This is a genomic window from Caulobacter flavus, assembly GCF_003722335.1.
In the GTDB taxonomy this organism is placed as follows: Bacteria; Pseudomonadota; Alphaproteobacteria; order Caulobacterales; family Caulobacteraceae; genus Caulobacter; species Caulobacter flavus.
In genome coordinates, this window is the sequence record NZ_CP026100.1 from 4,144,699 (window position 1) to 4,162,763 (window position 18,065).

An 18,065-nucleotide genomic window follows, 5' to 3' on the forward strand; every position below is an offset into this window, starting at 1 on the left:
GACAATTCGGGGGATATGCATGACTTTCGCGACCAACGGGCGTCGCCGCCGTCTTCTGGGCGGCGTGGGGCTGGCCGGCGCCTTGGCGCTCGGCGCGGCCGTCGCGCCGGCCCAGGCCGAGACCGCCCCCTCCGACCAACTCAGCGTCAACCTGCTGCGCCTGCTGGTGAAGCAGGGCGTCGTCAGCCAGAGCTCGGCCGACGAACTGCTGGCCGAGGCCGAGCGCCAGACCGCCGCCGGCCGGGCGGCCGCTCCCATGGCCACTGCCCCGCCGGTCGCGCCGGGCGTCACCCGCATTCCGTACGTGCCCGAAGTGGTGAAGAACCAGATCCGCGACGAGATCCGCCAGGAAGTGATGGCCCAGGCCCGGAGCGAGAACTGGGCTCAGCCCGAACAGATCCCCGAATGGACCCGCCGCGTCTCGATCAGCGGCGATCTGCGCATGCGCGACCAGTTCGAGGTCTACTCTAAATCCAACATCGGTCCGTCGATCAGCCAGCCCGGCGAAGGCCTGATCGACTTCGCGGCGCTGAACGCCAACGGCCCCACCGACATCAACTACATCACCAATCCCGGCGGCCTGCCGTTCATCAACACCCGCAAGGACCGCTACAATCAGCTGTCGCTGCGCGCACGCCTGGCCGTCCAGGCCGAGGTGTCCGACCAGATCACCGCCAAGCTCCGCATCGCCACGGGCCAGAACAACACCCCCGTCTCGACCTCGCAGATCATGGGCGGCGGACTGACCAAGAAGCAGCTGTGGCTGGACCAGGCCTATGTCGAGGTGCGGCCCCAACCGTGGATCGGCGGGGCCGTGGGCCGCATGCCCAATCCGTTCTTCACCACCGACCTGCTCTACGACCCCGACCTGAACTTCGACGGCGGCACGGCGCGCGCGCGGATCGGCCTGTTGCCCGATCACGGCGTGACCCTCACCGGCATCTACGGCGCCTTCCTGCTGGACTACCAGGACGGCAACTTCCCCGCCAACAGCCCCAACAAGATGGGCGTGAAGACCAAGTGGATGTTCGGCGGCCAAGGCTATCTGGAGTGGGCCAACGACCGCTTCGACTGGCGCGCCGGGGCGGCCTTCTACCAGTTCCAGTACGACCGCGGCCTGCTGTCGGAGCCCTGCTACCTGTACACCGGCGTTCGCGAGTGCTCGACCGACTTCACCCGTCCGGCCTTCATGCAGAAGGGCAACACGCTCTTCCTGATCCGCAACGTGGTGCCTGATCCGTCGCTGGCGGAGGGCCTGGCCCCCAATCCGCAGTACGCCGGCCTGCTGTTCGACTACGACATCCTGAACCTGACGACCGAGTTCGACCTGAAGCTGTCGGCCCGCCGCAGCCTGGTGCTGAGCGCCGACTACGTCCGCAACACCGCCTATCGCTACAGGGACGCCTGCCGCTACGGTCAGTCCGGCCTGCCGGTGAACAACGTCATCACCGTCGCCGGCAGCGACGACACCAATGTCTGCGCGACGCGCGCCCCGGGCGCACCGGCCCCGCGCTTCCGCAGCGGTCCCAACGCCTTCATGCTGCGCGCCACCTATGGCGACCGTGCGCCCGAGAAGCTGGGCCAGTGGAGCCTGACCGGCGGCTACAAGCACATCGCCGCCGACTCCATGATCGACGCCTACACCGACTCCGACTTCCACCTCGGCGGCACCAACGCCAAGGGCTACTTCATCACGGCCACGGTGGGCGTCCTCAACGGGGCCAACATCCAGGCCCGCTGGCTCAGCGCCAAGGAAGTGTCGGGGCCGCCGCTGTCGATCGACGTCGGCCAGATCAACCTGAACGTGAAGTTCTGATCATGGCCCGCCGCTCCTCCTCCATCGCCGCCATGGCCGCCAGCGCCCTCCTCCCGCTGCTGGCCTCGCCCGCCTTCGCCCAGAGCCTCGAGGATCGCCTGCGCACCCAGCTGGTCGCCGTCACCGCCGAGCTGCGCGGGGCCCAGAGCCGGCAGGCGGCCCTGACCGCCCAGAAGGACGCCGCCGAGAAGGAACGCGACGAACTGCGTCGCCGCCTCTCCGGAACCGAGGGCCAGCTGCGCGCCGCCCGTCGCAAGGCGGCCGCGCCCGTGGTCGACACCGGCAAGATCGACGCCCTTACACAGAGCGTCGCCGAAGCCCGCGCCGAAGCCGAGACCGCCCGCGCCCAGGCTGCCCAACTGACGGCCGAGCGCGACCAGGCAGTGACCGAGCGCGACAAGCTGAAAACCGAGGTCGTCCAGCGTGACGAGGCCCTGCGGCTGGCCCGCGCCAAGAACGATCAGGCGATCGCCGTCGCCAAGGACGTCCTGGAAACGCTGTCGAACGTGGGCGTCGCCGACGTGCTGGCGCGCAAGGAGCCCCTGACCGGGCTGCATCGCGTCCGCATCCAGAAGCTGGAACAGGACTTCGGCGACCGGATCTACGACAGCCGCCTCGACGTGCGACCGCCCGCCGAAGCCCGCCCGCCGCAATAGCCGCCGCTTCCAGAGCCCACCGAAGACGCCCGCCCGTTAGCGAGAGTTCGACATGACCGCCCACAACACCCACGGAGACGCCGGCGTCCGGCGGGCGCGCTCGCAGCTTCTCGGCGGGGCCAGCCTGGTGGCGTTCATCGCGCTGGGCGGCGGCGCCTGGGCCCAGGTCGCCAGCCTGCGGGGCGCGGCGAGCCTGCCGGCCGCGACCGGCGCGGGGGCGCCCTCCGTGGCCGTGCCCGTCGTGCCAGGCCTGTCCACCGGCGGTCAGTCCGCCGCGGCTCAGGCGGCGGCGGCCCGTGCGTTGCGCAATGCTTCCAAGGCCCAGCAGGCGGTGACTCTGGCCGCCCAGGCCCAGGCGGCGGCGCGGCAGGCCAGCGGCGGCGCGGCCGTGCCCAACGGCCTTGCTCCCGGCGGCCTGGCGCCCGTGGCCAATCCGACCACGAAGAACACGGGCCTGGGCCTGTCGCTGTGGACCGGCGCCCAACTACCCACCCAGACGACCAAGGCCGACGGCTCGGTGCAGGTCGACGTCAAGCAGACCGACTCGCGCGCCGTGCTGTCGTGGGAGACCTTCAACGTCGGCGCCCAGACCACGCTGAACTTCGACCAGAGCCAGAACGGCGTCGCCAAGCCGGACTGGGTCGTGCTCAACCGCGTGGTCGGCCAGCTCGACCCCGCCACCGGCATGCGGACCGGAGCGGCCGCCGCGCCCAGCCAGATCCTCGGCTCGATCAAGGCCCAGGGCACGGTCCTGGTGATCAACCAGAACGGCGTGATCTTCGGCAAGAACGCCCAGATCAACACCGGCTCGCTGCTGGCCTCGACGCTGGAGATCGGCCGCCAGACCCGCACCCTGAACGCGACCACCCAGACCCTGACCCTGGCCGACCGAAACGAAGAGTTCCTGAACTTCGGCCTGCTCGGCGCGGCCAGCCAGGTGACCGCAGGCCAGGCCGCCGCCGACACGCTGTCGGCCCAGCAGATCGCGCTCACCGTCAACGAAACCCGCCTCGAGGGCGCGATAACGGTCGAGGCCGGCGCCCAGATCACCGCCGCCGCCGGCGGCTACGTCATCCTGGCCGGACCCAAGATCACCAACGGGGGCACGCTGCTCGCCGACCGCGGCCAGGTCAGTCTGGCGGCCGGCCGCACCGTGCGCCTCGAGGCCTCGACCGGCGCGGCCGGCAGCGCCACGCCCGATATCCGCGGCCTGAAGGTCTCCACGGGCGTCGACGACAGCTACGCCTCCGCCCTCTATGTCGAGAACCGCGGGATCATCCAGTCGACCGAGGGCTACGCCTCGCTCATGGCGGCCCGGGGCGGCGCGGTGATCAATTCCGGCGTCATCACCGCCACCACCAGCGTGGCGCGCAACGGCTATGTCGAACTGCAGGGCGGCCAGATCCGTCTGGCCCCGAGCAGCGTCATCGCCATCACTCCCGACGACGACGGCACGATCCCGCAGGACTTCAAGTCGCTGAGCGACTTCAAGACCTCCCGGATCACCATCGGCGACGCCACCTCGGCGGTCGAGATGGCCTCCGGCAGCCTGATCTATGCGCCGAGCGCCAAGGTGGGCGTCGGCGCCGCGCCGGGCATCGACACCACCTATCTGGACCAGGCCGGCAACACGAGCGCCGGATCGCGGATCTTCATCGACAGCGGCGCGACGATCGACGTCTCCGGCCTGAAGAACGTGCTGATCTCGTCGTCGCGCAACAGCGTGACGATCTCGCCGGTCAAGGGCAACGAGCTGGCCGACACCCCGGCTCTGCGCAACAGCTTCCTCTCCGGTGCGACGCTCTATCTGGACCCGCGCCTGTCGGGCGTGCGCGACGACGGCTTCGCGTGGATCGGCTCGCCCCTGGTGTCGGCGGCCAGCTACGCCCAGCAGGTCGGCATCACCGCCTCGGAGCTGATGACCAAGGGCGGCGACATCACCCTGGGCACGGCCGTCACCCCCGCGGCCGGCGGCGTCGCCCGCGCCTCGGACGTCATCGTCAAGAGCGGCGCCCAGATCGACATCAGCGGCGGCTGGGTCAACTATCAGGCCGGCATGGTGCGAACCACCAAGCTGGTCGACGTCAGCGGCGCGATCGTCGACATCAGCCAGGCCGATCCCAACGGCGTCTATGTGGGCATCTACAGCGGCTTCATCCACAACCAGCCGCGCTTCAACGAGGCCCGCACCTACGCCAACCCGCTGCTGACCGGGGCGCGTTACCAGGACGGCTACAGCGAGGGCCGCGACGCCGGCTCGCTGACCATCAAGACCTCCCAGCCGCTGCTGGAAGGCACGGTCTACGCCGACGCCTTCCCCGGCCTGCTGCAGCGCCAGGAAGCCCAGGTCGGCACGGGCAAGACCACGATCTACGGCGACCAGCGACGCCTGCAGGCGGCCGCCTCGCAGCTGCCGGTCGGCGGCCTGCTGTCGATCCAGGAACTGGGCCTCGTCAACGGCAGCAGCACGGTCAGCGGCGGCGGCGACATCCGGATCGTCGACGGTGCCTCGCCGATCCTCGGCGGCGGCCTGTCGTACGGCGGAAGCGTCTCGGTCGACGGCGCGGGCAATCTGGTGATCCCGACGCGGGCCGAAGAGTCCCTTCCCGCGCCCGAGGTTCGCAAGACGCTGACGCTTGGCGCGGACACCCTGGCCGAAATGGGCCTTGGCCAGCTGAACCTGACCACCTCGGGCAGCCTGACGGTCGAAAAGGACGCCGACGTCGTGATGACGCCCGGCGGCGTGTTCAGCGCCGCGACCGGCGGCAAGATCACCATCGACGGTTCGATCACCGCCGCTTCGGGCCTGATCGACCTGACGACCTATGGCCTTGGTTCGATCTTCGAGACCAAGACGGCCAAGCCGGGCGACTACGACATCGTCGTCAACGGCTCGCTTTCGACGGCGGGCCTGTGGATCAACGACTACGGAACCACCGGCGAGGCGCTTCGAGGCTCGGCCTACACCGACGGCGGCAAGGTCTCGCTGAACGTCGCGGCTCGAAAGCTGCTCTATCCGGCGACGTCGAACGCCGCGTCTCCGGCCGCCAACGTCGATCTCAGCGGCAGCATCCTGCTGGACGGCGAGCGCTCGCTGATCGACGTTTCCGGCGGCGGCTACGTGACCTCGGACGGCGCCCTGGTCCTGACGGCCAAGGGCGGCGACGTCAGCCTGACCAACGACACCACCTATTTCCAGATCGGCTACAATCCGGTCGGCACGCCCAGCGACGGGGGCTGGCCCGGCATCCGCCTCGACGGCCTGCCCACGACGCTCAATCCCGACGCCATGAACGCCAAGGTCTCGATCGGCCAGGGTGTGATCCGCGGCCACGGCTTCGGCGGCGGCGGCACGTTCAGCCTGACCACCCCGGCCATCGCCTTCGGCCAGGGCCGCGCCCTGACCGGGACCAATCTCGATCTCGACTTCTTCTCCGCCAGCGGTTTCGCCAACTACGACATCAAGTCGTACGGAACCTCGCTGACGCCCAACACCCTCAGCGGCCTCGGCGGCTACAACGCCGTGCTGTCGACGCAGACCCTGACCATCGGCGCCGGCCAGAGCCTGAACCTCAGCCAGTCGCGCTACACGATCCGGCCGACGACCGCCCAGACCGCCGCGCTCATGGGACTGAAGTCCGGCGGCAGGGTCTCCGACGTCCTGACGGCGTCCGTGCCGACCGAGGCCTGGGACCAGCTGGGCGTCAATCTCACCTTCGGCGGCCTGGTGGAGCTGAAGGTCGCGCAGGGCGGTCAGATCGTCGGCGCGGCCGGCTCGACGATCGGCGCCTCGAAGATTCTCAGCCAGGGGACCATCCGCCTGCATGGCGGCAAGGTCGTGCAGAACGCCACCCTGCCAAACTTCTATGTCGGCACGACCGCCACGCCGGCGGTCGCCGTGCGCGACCTTTCGGAGGTGTTCAGTACGCGCGCCGACGGCACGGTCGATCCGAACGCCATGTCGAAGATCGACCCCAGGCGCACGAACGCCCAGGTGGCCCGCGGCCCGATCTACCTGCTGGGCGCGCTCGACGCCGATGTCGGCGTGCAGCTCGACGCCGGCAGCGTGACCGACCTTTCCGGCGTCAGCATCCGCAACCCCTACGCCTCGGCGGTGACCAACGGTCGCCAGATCGTCACCGGCCGGGTCTGGAACGGCGGCGCCCTGCTGACGGCGACCGCCAAGGGCGACGTCGGCACGATCGTCGGGGTCGCGCCCCCGATCGGCGGGTCCTCGCCCTATTCCAACTCCACCACCCAGCCGAGCCTGCGCGAGGATGTCGTCGGCCTTGCGCTGAACGCCGCCAAGGGCGCGGTGATCGACATCTCCGGCGCCAGCGACGTCTACGACCAGCCGACCGCCTTCGGGACCTACGCCGCCACCGAGCAATGGAGCAACGGCGGCACGCTCAGCCTGGGAACCGGCGGCGTCATCGCCGGGGCCACGATCCGCGCCGAAGGCGGCGCCGCGCAGGCGGCCGGCGGCGTGCTGGCCATGACCGACCTTGTGCTGACCGGCGACGCCGCCGCGGCGCCCGCCCGCAACACCCTGACCGCCCAGGCCATCGAGACGGCCGGCTTCGACACCCTGGTCGTCCAGGGATCGCTGCGCGGCGAAGGCGACGTGAACCTTCGGCTCGGCTCGGCCTTCTACCTGACGTCCAAAACCTGGGACGGCGTAACCCCGCTGACCGACGCGGCCTATCGGCAGAGCCTGTCCCCCATTGTGGGGGCGACCGGAAACCTGCGCATCGAAGCCGCCTACGTCTCGCTGGGCGGCGCCTTCCAGGGCCTGAGCACGCCGGCCGTCGGCGTGGCCGGCGACGGCCAGGTCACCTTCGACGCCAAGCTGATGGACGTGGGCGGAGCGGTGCTGTTCGACCGCTCGGTCGCCAGGACCAGATTCAACGTGGCTGGCGACCTGCGCTTCACCGGCGTCAGCCCCTACGAGACCGTTTTCGCTCTGCCCGGAACTTCACCGGCGCCGAGCCTCGCGGGTCACCTGGCGGTCAACGGCGACCTGTCGCTGGTCGCCGGCCAGGTCTACGCCACGACCGGCTCGACCTACGCCGTCAGCTCCACGGCCGGCGACGGCCTGATCGCCATCGGCCGGTCCAGCGCCGCCACTGCCTCCACGCCCTACTCCGCCGGCAGCAATCTCAGCTTCCAGGCCGCCAGCATCGTCCAGGGCGGCGTCCTGCGCGCTCCGCTCGGTACTTTGACCCTCGGCGCCCAGACGGCGATGGTCCGCAACGGCGCGACCTTCGCGCCCGCCACCGGTTCGGTCGTGCTGGCGGACGGCGGTCTCACCTCGGTGTCGGCCGACGGCCTGTCGATCCCCTACGGCGTGACGACCGACCAGAAGGAATACTACTTCAATCCGGTCAGCGCCCAGCCGCTCACCGGCCCGCCGACGGGCGTGCTGAACCTGGCCGGGCGAGACATCGTCACCCAGTCGGGCGCGACGGTCAGGCTGACCGGCGGCGGCGACGTCTACGCCTACGAATTCATCCCGGGCGTCGGCGGCTCGCGCGACGTGCTCAGCCAGTACAACCCCGACGCCTTCAGCGGCAACGGCGGCTATCAGTATGCAGATCGTCGCCAGGTCTACGCCATCGTGCCGGGCCTGTCCGACGCCGCGGTGGCTCCGTTCGACCCGATCTACTCGGCCAACTACGGCGACCTCTATGGCGCGTCGGCCGTGGGCAAGCGCGTCTATCTCAGCGGCGGCCCGAACTTCGCGGCGGGCTGGTACACCTTGCTGCCGGCCCAGTACGCCACCCTGCCCGGCGGCATGCGCGTGGTCGAGGCGACCGGCCTGAACGCCGCTCCGGGCGTCGCCCAGACGCGCCGCGACGGCTCGGTGCTGGTGTCGGGCCGCTACGGCGGCCTGAACGGCCAGGAGGACTCCCAGCTGCGGATGTTCGCCGTCGACAGCCAGACGGTGTTGCGCAGCTACTCCAACATCGCCCTGACCTCGGCCACGCTCGCTTTCTCCGACCAGGCGCAGAAGGCCGGAACCGTCGCCCCGCGCCTGCCGACCGACGCCGCGCGGCTGACCATCCAGCCGATCGACTCCCTGACCCTGGCCGGAACTTTCGAGACCGCGCCGGCCGCCGGCGGCCGAGGCGCCCAGGCCGACATCAGCGGCTCCAACATCGTCATCGTCTCGGAGATCGGCGCCCCGTCCGCGGGCCAGATCCAACTCGACGCCGACCAGCTGTCGAACCTCAATGTCGACAGCCTGCTGATCGGCGGCTCGCGCATCGAGAACGCCGACGGCACGACCAGCATCCGCGCCTCGGCGACCAGCATCAAGGTCGCCAACAACGCCAGCCACGCCCTGGCGGCGCCCGACATCCTGCTGGCGGTCGACAACGGCGGATCCATCGTCCTCGACGACGACGCGGCCATCGTCGCGCGCGGCTCGACTTCCGACGCCCGGACCGGCGCGTACCTCGTCGACGGCTCGGCCTCGGACCTCAGCGGCAAGGGCGCGCTCGTGCGCGTATCCAACGGGCCGGCCCGCGCCGTGACGCGGACCAACCTCGACGCCGGCGCCGACACGGCGACGCTGCACATCGGCGCGGCCACCCTGAGCGGCGCGTCGGTGCTACTCAATTCCAGCCACGACCTGACCATCAACCCGTTGGCCAATCTCTCGGCCGTCGACCTCGGGCTGGGCGCCGCGGAGATGCACTTCGCCGAGAACGGCGCGAACCTGCGCGGCCTGGTCATCACCTCCCGCCTGGCCAGCGCGCTGGGCGCGGCCAAGCGCCTGACCCTCAGCACGCCCTCGGCGATCGACTTCGCCTCCGGCAGCTATGCGTTCGGCGATCTCGTGCTGGACGCCGGCGGCCTGGCGGTCGCGCCGGACGCCGCCTCGGTCAAGCTGACCGCCGGCACGCTCACCCTGGCCAACAGCCACGCCAAGCTCGCCGGCTGCAACGCCGCCTGCGGCTCGGCGCGCCTGTCGATCGAAGCCGCCAGCCTCGTCTTCGGCTCCGGCGACGTCCAGGTGCTGGGCGCGGGGGGCGGCGTATCGCTCAGCGCCCGCGACGGCCTGTTCTACCAAGGGCGCGGCTCGCTGACCGTTGGCGCCGCGCGGCTGACGATCTCCGCCCCGCTGATCGCCGACCGCGCCGTTTCGACCGGCTCGGGCGTCAAGGCGGTGATCCCCTCCCTGGCGCTGATCTCCACCGGCGCGGTGAACATCCTCGGCGGCGGCGGCGCGGTGACCCTGCCCGAAGGCGTGGCCGGCGCGACCCTGGCCATCGAAGGCGCGACCATCAATGTCGCCCAAGCCCGGCTCCGCGCCTCGGCCGGCGTGCTGAAACTGACCGCCCAGAACGACCTGACGATCGGCGCGGGCGCTGTCCTGGCCACCCCCGGCTACGTGAAGTCGTTCGGCGACGCGGCAGATCCCTATCTCGTCTACGCCTCCGGCGGAGCGCTGACCCTGACCTCGGTCGCCGGCGACATCGACCTGGCGGCGGGCTCGACCCTGTCGGTCGGCGGAGGCGTCGGCGAGGCCGGCGACCTGACGCTCAACGCCGCCAAGGGCGCGGTGCGCTTCGGCGGCGTCCTGGAGGCCAAGGCGCCGGGCAAGGGCGCGGGCTTCTTCCTGAACCAGGGCGGCGCCTTCGACCTGGCCACCTTCCAGACGGTGACGAACGGCGCCTTCACCGGTCACGTGGCGATCCAGACCGGAACCGGCGACCTGACCCTGGCCGCCGGACAGACCCTCAAGGCCGACAATCTGTACCTGACGGCCGACGGCGGCAGGGTGGATGTGGGCGGAACCATCGACGTCTCCGGCGTGAACGGCGGCGACGTGCGGCTGATCGGCGCCGATGGCGTGATCCTGCGCGGCGGCTCGAAGATAGACGCCCGCGCCGCCGGCTATGGCGACGACGCCACCCGCGTGGCCGAGGGCGGATCGGTGCTGATCGGCACGGTGGGGACGGGCGGCATCCGGGTGGAGGCCGGCGCGAGCATCGACGTCGGCGCGGCCCGCGACCAGGCCCGCCTGGTCGAGACCCGCGAGAACGGCGTGACCAACTACCGGCTCGTCGAGGCCGACCGCGGCGGCTCCCTGACCCTGCGCGCGCCCGTGATCGGCCCGGATGGCGCCCAGACGGTCAATATCGCCTTCGCCGGCGTCGTCACTGGGGCCGACAGCGTCACCGTCGAGGGCTACAAGGCCTACGACCTCGGCGACATCGCCGCCGGAGGTCAGTTCTCCGGCGTCACGGTCGGCAACGGAGTGGCCACGCTGGATCTGGCCGCGTCGGGCAAACCCAATTTCCTGTCGGACACCTCGGCCGGCGCCCTGGCCGACTTCATCCGGCGCTTCGACATATCGGCGGCCTACGGCCAGCTCGGCGGACTTGCTTCGGGCGCGAACTTCCACGCCCGTCCCGGGGTCGAGCTGAACTACGCCGGCGACATCGTCCTGGCGTCGAACTGGAACCTGGCCGCGGGCGTCGTGGACGTGTCCGGCGCGGTCTCGGCGGGCCTGATGGCCGCCCATCCCAGCATAGCGGGCGCCTACTACGTCAAACCCGGTTCCGAAGGCGACCTGCTGGCCGGGTTCACCGACATGACCTACCGCGTCGGCGGCAAGGCTTCCGGTGAGGCCGGCGCGCTCACCCTGCGCGCCGGCGGCGACCTGACGCTGAAAGGGTCGATCACCGACGGCTACTTCACCTTCGGCGATCAGACCGACCCGGCCTACCTGAACACCGCCGTGGGCGCCGGCTCGCGGGTGTACAACGGCTCGTTGACGGGCACGTGCGTCGGATCCTGCGCCACCGTGGGGGCCTATACCCCGGCGGGCTCGCCGACCAACGTCATCAGCGTCACCTTCCCGGGCGCGGCCGCTCTCGGCAGCCAGCTGGCCGCCACCGGCAACCCGGCCCCCTACCGGGCCGCCGCCAACAGCGCGGCGGCGCAGGGTTCGGGTCCGTCGGGCGCGGGCGACCCGATCGCCAGCGCCGACCTCTTCCCGCTCATCGACACCGGAAACGGCCAGCAGGCCGTGCAGTCCTGGTCCTATCAGCTGGTGGCCGGCGCAGCGCGCGATCCCTCCGGCCGCTTCAGCGCCGACACGACCCGCGTCCAGGCCGGCTCGGACGCCAGCCTGACGGTCGACGGTCGCGGCGCCTACAGCTACGGCGGGGTCACCGGCACGAACAGCTTCTCCGACTCCTTGCTGTTCGGCACGACCAACGGCCAGCGGGTCACGGCGGAGGCCTGGCTGCAGGCCCAACTGGCGGCCAATCCCGCCTTCACGACCAACTCCTATACCCGCATCACCTTCTCCGCGGCGCCGGCGGCGGTGCAATCGTTCCTGTCGCAGAACGCCCGCGCCTACTTCGCCCAGTATCCGGGCCGCTACACGCTGAGCGGCCCCGCCAACGCACCGACCGGGGTCTCCACCACCCTGGAACTGGCCGCCGGCTTCCTGAAACTCGCGGCGGGTTCCTGGTCGACGCTGAAGACCAGCTACACCCCTCCCCGCTCCACGACCACGCCGCCGGTGACGACGGTGCAGACCGCGGCCCTGATCCGCACCGGCACGGGCTCGATCGGCCTCGCCGCGGCCGGCGACATCGATCTGCGCAACGGCGCGACCCCGGTCTACCGCAACCTTTCCACCGGCGCGGAGACCACGGCGGCTTCGGGCTATCAGGTCGGCGGCGCGGCGGTTTACACCGCCGGCGCGCGCGTGCGGCCGGCGCTGGTGACGGTGATCGATCCCACGACGGGCGAGACCCTGCTTCTCGACCCGAGCGCCTATTCGCAACCGGATCCGCGCCTGACCAACTACGCCTACGGCTCGGGTACGGGCGCCTCCCCCGGACTGAAGGGCCTGCTCGAAGCCGAAACGGTCTACGCCGACGGCGGCGGCGACGTGACGCTGACGGCGGGGCGCGACGTCCTCAGCCGTCGTGACGCCTATACCGCCGCGTGGATCGGCGCGGGCGCCAACGCGGTGCGCGGCCTCACCTTCGTCGGCAGCATGACCCAGCCCTGGCGGGTCGGAGAGGTCGGGCGGATCACCGACATCCGCATCAACAACAAGCTGTTCAGCGAGGGCCTCGGCACGCTGGGCGGCGGCGACATCCGCGTCTCCGCCGGCGGCCAGGTGGTCGACCTGACCGTGGCCGCCGACACCACGGTGACCACGGCCGACGTCTCGGGCCAGACCGGCAAGGCGCTCATCACCTACGGCGGCGGCGACGTGTCCATGAAGGTCGGCGGCGACCTCCTGGGCGGCCGCATCGACATCGCTCGGGGGACGGCGACATCGTCGTCGGCGGCGACATCGCCGCCGCCGGCCTGACCCAGTTCAGCTCGGCCGGCGCCGGGGCCTTGACCGCCAACACCCTGCGCCTGCGCCTGACCGACGCCCAGATCGACGTCGCCGCTCTCGGCGACGTGCAGGTCCAGGGGATCACCGCGCTTGGCGTCGGCGACATCAACCGCGTGGGCTTCTACAGCGGCGACAGCGGCGTCTCGGTCCTCGCCGGCGGCTCCCTCGACGTCAGCAATCCCACGCTCGACTCCAGCGTCGGCGACGTGGTGACCACCGGCGGCGACTCCCTCTCGCTGATCGGCAAGGCGATCTATCCCACGAGCTTCTCGGCCGTGGCCCTGGCCGGCGACCTTTCGCTCGGCGGCAATGTCGACCGCCAGATCCTGCTCTATCCGAGCGCCCGGGGAACCCTGACCTTGGCGGCGGGCGGCGACATCGCGCCCATGACGATCGCCATGCTCGACAACGATCCGGGCCTGACGCCCGGCGCCTTCTCGATCTACGAGCTTGAAGCCACGCAGGTCATCGGCGGCAGGCCCTTCTCATTCCCGGCTGTTCTTCCCACGACCAGCCTGGCCGAACGCCTGCTGCTGCACGCCTCCAGCGTGCCGCATCGCGGCGACGCGACGCCCAACCGGATCTTCGCCGGGGGCGACATCGACGGCATGATCATCTCGTCTCCCAAGGTGACCCGCATCGGCGCGGGCCGCGACATCGTCGACATGATGTTCTTCGGCCAGAACCTGGCCGCCAACGACATCACCCGCATCGCCGCCGGCCGCGACATCACCGCCACCACCACCCTGCAACGGGCGATCGTGGACTACGTCAACGGCACGCCTGTGTACGGGCCGCTGCGTCCCGCCCTGAACGGCGGCGCCTTCGTGATCGGCGGTCCCGGCCATTTCTTCCTGGAAGCCGGCCGGGACCTGGGACCGTTCCTCAACTCGGCGACCGACGTCTTCAACGCCCAGACGGGCGGCGTCGCGAGCCAGGCCGTCTTCGGCGGCGGCGTGCTGTCGGTGGGCGCGGAGTGGAACCCCTGGCTCGACGCCCAGGGCGCCAGCATCGTCACCGCCTTCGGCGTCGCCAAGGGCGCCGACTATGCCGGCCTGCGCGAGGCCTATCTGAACCCGGCCAACGCCGCCAACTGGCCCGACTACCTCTACGCCCAGACCACCGACGCCAACAACGCGGCGGTGATCGACACTTCCAAGCCGATCTATGCCGCCCAGCTGATCGCCTGGATGCGCGCCAACCATCCGGACGCCCTGGGTTCGGGAACGGTCGACCTCGCCGGCGCCTATGCCGCGTTCGCGGCCTTGCCTGAGCTGCAGCAGCGGGTGTTCCTGCTCAAGGTCTACTACAACGAGCTGGTCCAGACCTCGGTGCCCGGCCCGTCCTATCTCAAGTATTCACGGGGCTACAACGCGGTGAACGCCCTGTTCCCCGCCCGCCTGGGCTATACCGCCAACGACCTGACGGGCGGCGCCAACGGGGCCAACAAGATGGTGCGCACCGGCGATCTCGACCTGCGCCTGTCGACGATCCAGACGGCCCGGGGCGGCGACATCAGCATTCTGGGCCCCGGCGGTCGCGTGCTGGCCGGCTCGACGGTCAGCACCGCCCAGCAGGCCGCGCGCCGCAACTATGCGGGCCGCGACCTCTTCTCGGGCATCGTCAGCAACGGCCTGACCCTGCCGCAGATCTCCTACATCGAGGAGATCCCGACGGGCTTCGAGGGCGTGCTCACCCTGCGCGGCGGGCGGATCTCGACCTTCACCGACGGCGACTTCGTGCTCAACCAGAGCCGCCTGTTCACCGAGCAGGGCGGCGACGTGGCCATGTGGTCCTCGAACGGCGACCTCAACGCCGGCCAGGGCCCCAAGACGTCGGCCAACTTCCCGCCGGCGATCGTCAAGGTCAGCGACAACGCCTATTCCGAACAGGATCAGGCCAGCGCCGTCAGCGGCGCCGGCATCGCCGCCTTCCAGCCCGCCCCGGGCGTGGAGGCGCCGAACGTCTACCTGATCGCGCCGCGAGGCACGGTCGACGCCGGCGACGCCGGTGTTCGCGTGGCCGGGAACCTGTTCGTCGCCGCCCTGTCGGTGGCCAACGCCGACAACTTCAGCGTCCAGGGCTCGACGATCGGCGTTCCGACCACGGCGGCGGCGCCCAGCGTCAGCACCGAGGCGAGCGCCGCGTCCAGCGCGGCGGAAAAGGCCGCCCAGGCCACCGCCCAGGCCCGGCCGCGCGACGAACGCTCGATCATCAGCGTGCAGGTGCTGGGCTTCGGCGATTGCGACGACCCGTCCCGCCGGGACGACAAGAGCTGCCAGGCGGGCCGTCCCTGAGGACGCCTGTCGCCGGCCAGTCGCACGGGGCGGCTATGGTCGGGGCCTGACGGAGGGACGAAATGGTGCGAGCGGGCGCCTGGAGCCTGGTCCTGGGCGTGGCGGCGATCGTCGTGGTCGCCGGCGCGGCCCTGGCGCGGACCCGGACGCCGGCGACGGCCGCCGCTCCCCCCTCCGACCTAGCCGCTTTCGTCGCCGCCGTCGAACGCGACGCCGCCCTCCCGGGCCAGGCCGCCGCCCCGGCACCGGCCAGGACGGTGGTCGACGGGCCGATGGAAGAGGTGCTTTACGGAGAACGGGCCAAGGATCCGACGGTGTCGCGGGCGCTGGCCCTGCTGGGCCACAGGCTGGACCTGACGCGCGACGTCGCCCTGGGCGATCGAGTGCGGCTGGTCGTCGGCGAGGACGGCCGTCTCGACTTCGTGGAGCTTTCGGGATCCCGCACGACGGTCAGCCTGTATCGGCTGGACACCGGCCGCGACGGCCGTGACCGCTTCGTTGACGCCGACGGCGCCGATCTCAGCGGAAGCCTGCTGCGCACGCCGCTCCATCGCACGCGGATCACCTCGGCGTTCGGCCCCCGTCGTCATCCCCTGCTCGGCTATACCCGCATGCACAAGGGGGTCGATTTCGACGCCCCGATCGGCACGCCTGTGCTGGCGGCGGCCGACGGCGTGGTCGAGACGGCCGACTGGGCGGGCGGCTACGGCCGTCGGATCCGGCTGCGGCACGCGGACGGCCTCCAGACCGTCTACGCCCATCTGTCGCGCTGGACCGTCGCGGCGGGCCAGACCGTACGCCAGGGAGAGGTCGTGGGCCTCAGCGGCGCCTCGGGTCTGGCGACGGGACCCCATCTGCATTTCGAGGTGCTGCGCGAAGCCCGCGCGGTGGATCCCAGCGAGGCGCGCCCTGCTCCCGCGGGCCTGTCCGATTCAGAACGTGCAATCCTTGCCGCCCGCAAGCTGTCGGTAGCCCAAGCCCTGGCGCCCGCCGGCTCCGGCGGCTAGTCCCAGTCGACCGTGTAGCCCAGGGCGGCGATGGCCGGCTCCAGCACCGCGACCACCGGCTCCAGCTGCTCGCGATAGAACCGGTAGCGATAGCGCGAGCGATCGTAGAGCTTTTCGGTCACCTGGGCGTAGCTGGCCGTGCGGGCGTGACGCGGGTTCTCGTGCGGCGCCAGGGCGCGGGCGTCGAACGGGACGCCGACGAAGTCGAAGAGCCGCCGGACCTGAGTTTCCTGATCCGAGACCACGTCCTCGTAGCGCACCGGCAGATAGTTCACCGGAAGAACCGACAGGTAGTGCGCCACCAGGTCGGCGGTCAGGGCATAGTGCCGCGCCGCGCTGTCCAGCGCGCTGGCGCAATGGAAGCCATGGCTCAAGGTGTTGGTGAACACCGACAGCACCACGTCCAGCGGATGCCGGATCAGGTGGACCACGGGCGCGGCCGGGAACAGCAGGTGGATCAGCCCCAGATGCGTCTCGTTGAGCGGCATCTTGTCGGTGAACCAGCGCTTTCCAGGCTGGCTCGCCCCGAGGCGCGCGGCGTCGTTCAGATAGTGGTCGCGCAGATTGTCCAGCTCGTGCCGGCGATCGCCCAGCCACAGTTCGCTAAGAGCCGTCGGATAGAGGCCTGGGCTGCCCAGCAGCGCGGGCATGCGCTCGGTGAGCTGGTGCAGGGTCTGCAGCTCGTCGCCGGCGGCGACCTCGCCGGTCGCCGTCAGGGTCTGCTCCACCAGGGTGGTGCCCGACCGCGGGAAGCCGACGATGAACACCGGCTTAGGACCATCCGCGCGCACGCCGGCTCGCGGCAGCAGCGGCGTCCGGCTGGCGGTGAAGAAGCCCTTCAGGCGCCTGGCCTGGGCGTCGGCCCGGTCGGCGGCATAGACATTGCCGGTCCGCTCGCGCGTCAGGCGCTTGGCTTCCGCGAAGTCGGCGAAAGCCTCGGCATACCGGGACAGGCTTTCCAGCACTCGCGCGCGGGCCATCAGCCCGGCGGCGCCCAGCTGACCGGTGGCGCGGCGGGCCGCCAGGCCCTCCAGCGCGGCCAGGGCTTCGTCCTGGCGCCCGGCCCGGCGCAGGAGCACCGCGCGCTGGACGGCGAGGCCCGGATCATCCGGCGTCAGGGCCGCCGCCCGCGCGTTGAGCGCCAGGCCCTCTTCTATGCGCCCCGCCTCCTCCTCGAGATCGGTCCAGGCGCTCAGAGCCTGCGGCGCGGGGCCCGTGTCGACCATGCGCCTGAAGATCTCGCGCGCCTCGTCGAACCGCCCCTGGCCGCGCAGGGCCTGGGCGAGCGGCGGCAGGATCTCGGCCTCGTCGTCGGGCGCCAATTCCAGAGCGCGCCGCAGATGGTGCTCGGCGTCATGGGGGCGGTTCTGGGCCGCGAACACCTTGGCCAGGGCCAGATGCGCCTGCTGCGCCTCGGGCGCCAGGCGCACCAGCATCCGCGCATGGGGCATGGCCTCGCCGTGGGCGTTCCGCGCCAGGAAGAAAAGCGCCGCGTTCAGACGCACCTGGGCGTCGTCGGGATGGAGCAGAGCCATCCGCCGTACGATCGCCTCGGCGGCGGTCATCCGCCCCTCGTCCTTGCAGACGTTGTAGAGCCCGCCCAGGGCGTCGCGATGGCCCGGCGCGCGCCGCAGCACGGCCAACGCCTCGTGTTCGGCCAGCGACAGCTCGCCGTCGACATAGGCCTGGCTCATCCGCCCCAAGGCGGACGCCGTCTCGGAATCGACGATCTCCCGCACGGCTCGCGAAAGATCGAGCCCGCAGCACAGCAACGTTTCGAGGCGCGAGCCGCAGGCGCAGCCGCCGGTCAACGTCGCCGGCGCCGAACGCTCGAGCAGATCCGTCATGTCTTGGTCCCCGCCCGCGATCGGCCGCGCCGCTCTTAGGCAACGGCAGGATCAGCCGGACTGT

Annotated in this window: 6 protein-coding genes; 5 read left to right on the forward strand and 1 reads right to left on the reverse strand. The window is 71.0% G+C overall.

Annotation, left to right across the window (positions count from 1 at the left end; all coding sequences use genetic code 11):
* Nucleotides 1-19: 19 nt before the first annotated feature.
* From C1707_RS18870 to C1707_RS18890, 5 genes are all read left to right on the forward strand, one after another.
* A complete protein-coding gene (locus C1707_RS18870) occupies nt 20-1,816 on the forward strand; it encodes a putative porin (RefSeq protein ID WP_164467400.1) in 1,797 nt (598 codons plus the stop codon).
* A 2-nt stretch (nt 1,817-1,818) separates the two neighbouring features.
* Complete coding sequence (locus C1707_RS18875) at nt 1,819-2,472, forward strand: hypothetical protein (protein ID WP_101715389.1); 654 nt, start codon at nt 1,819-1,821, stop codon at nt 2,470-2,472.
* A 52-nt stretch (nt 2,473-2,524) separates the two neighbouring features.
* Nucleotides 2,525-12,820, forward strand: coding sequence for a two-partner secretion domain-containing protein (locus tag C1707_RS18880; protein ID WP_123170777.1), 10,296 nt, complete (start codon nt 2,525-2,527; stop codon nt 12,818-12,820).
* A 29-nt stretch (nt 12,821-12,849) separates the two neighbouring features.
* On the forward strand, nt 12,850-15,147 hold the full coding sequence (locus C1707_RS18885; RefSeq protein WP_123170778.1) for a filamentous haemagglutinin family protein: 2,298 nt from the start codon (nt 12,850-12,852) through the stop codon (nt 15,145-15,147).
* Between the two features lie 62 nt (nt 15,148-15,209).
* The gene (locus tag C1707_RS18890) at nt 15,210-16,154 is read left to right on the forward strand and encodes a M23 family metallopeptidase (protein WP_101715387.1); all 945 of its coding nucleotides are present in this window, start codon (nt 15,210-15,212) and stop codon (nt 16,152-16,154) included.
* Here C1707_RS18890 and C1707_RS18895 read toward each other — a convergent pair.
* Nucleotides 16,151-18,001, reverse strand: coding sequence for a tetratricopeptide repeat-containing sulfotransferase family protein (locus C1707_RS18895; RefSeq protein ID WP_101715386.1), 1,851 nt, complete (start codon nt 17,999-18,001; stop codon nt 16,151-16,153). The two genes, C1707_RS18890 and C1707_RS18895, sit on opposite strands and share 4 nt — an antisense overlap.
* Nucleotides 18,002-18,065 lie beyond the last annotated feature (64 nt).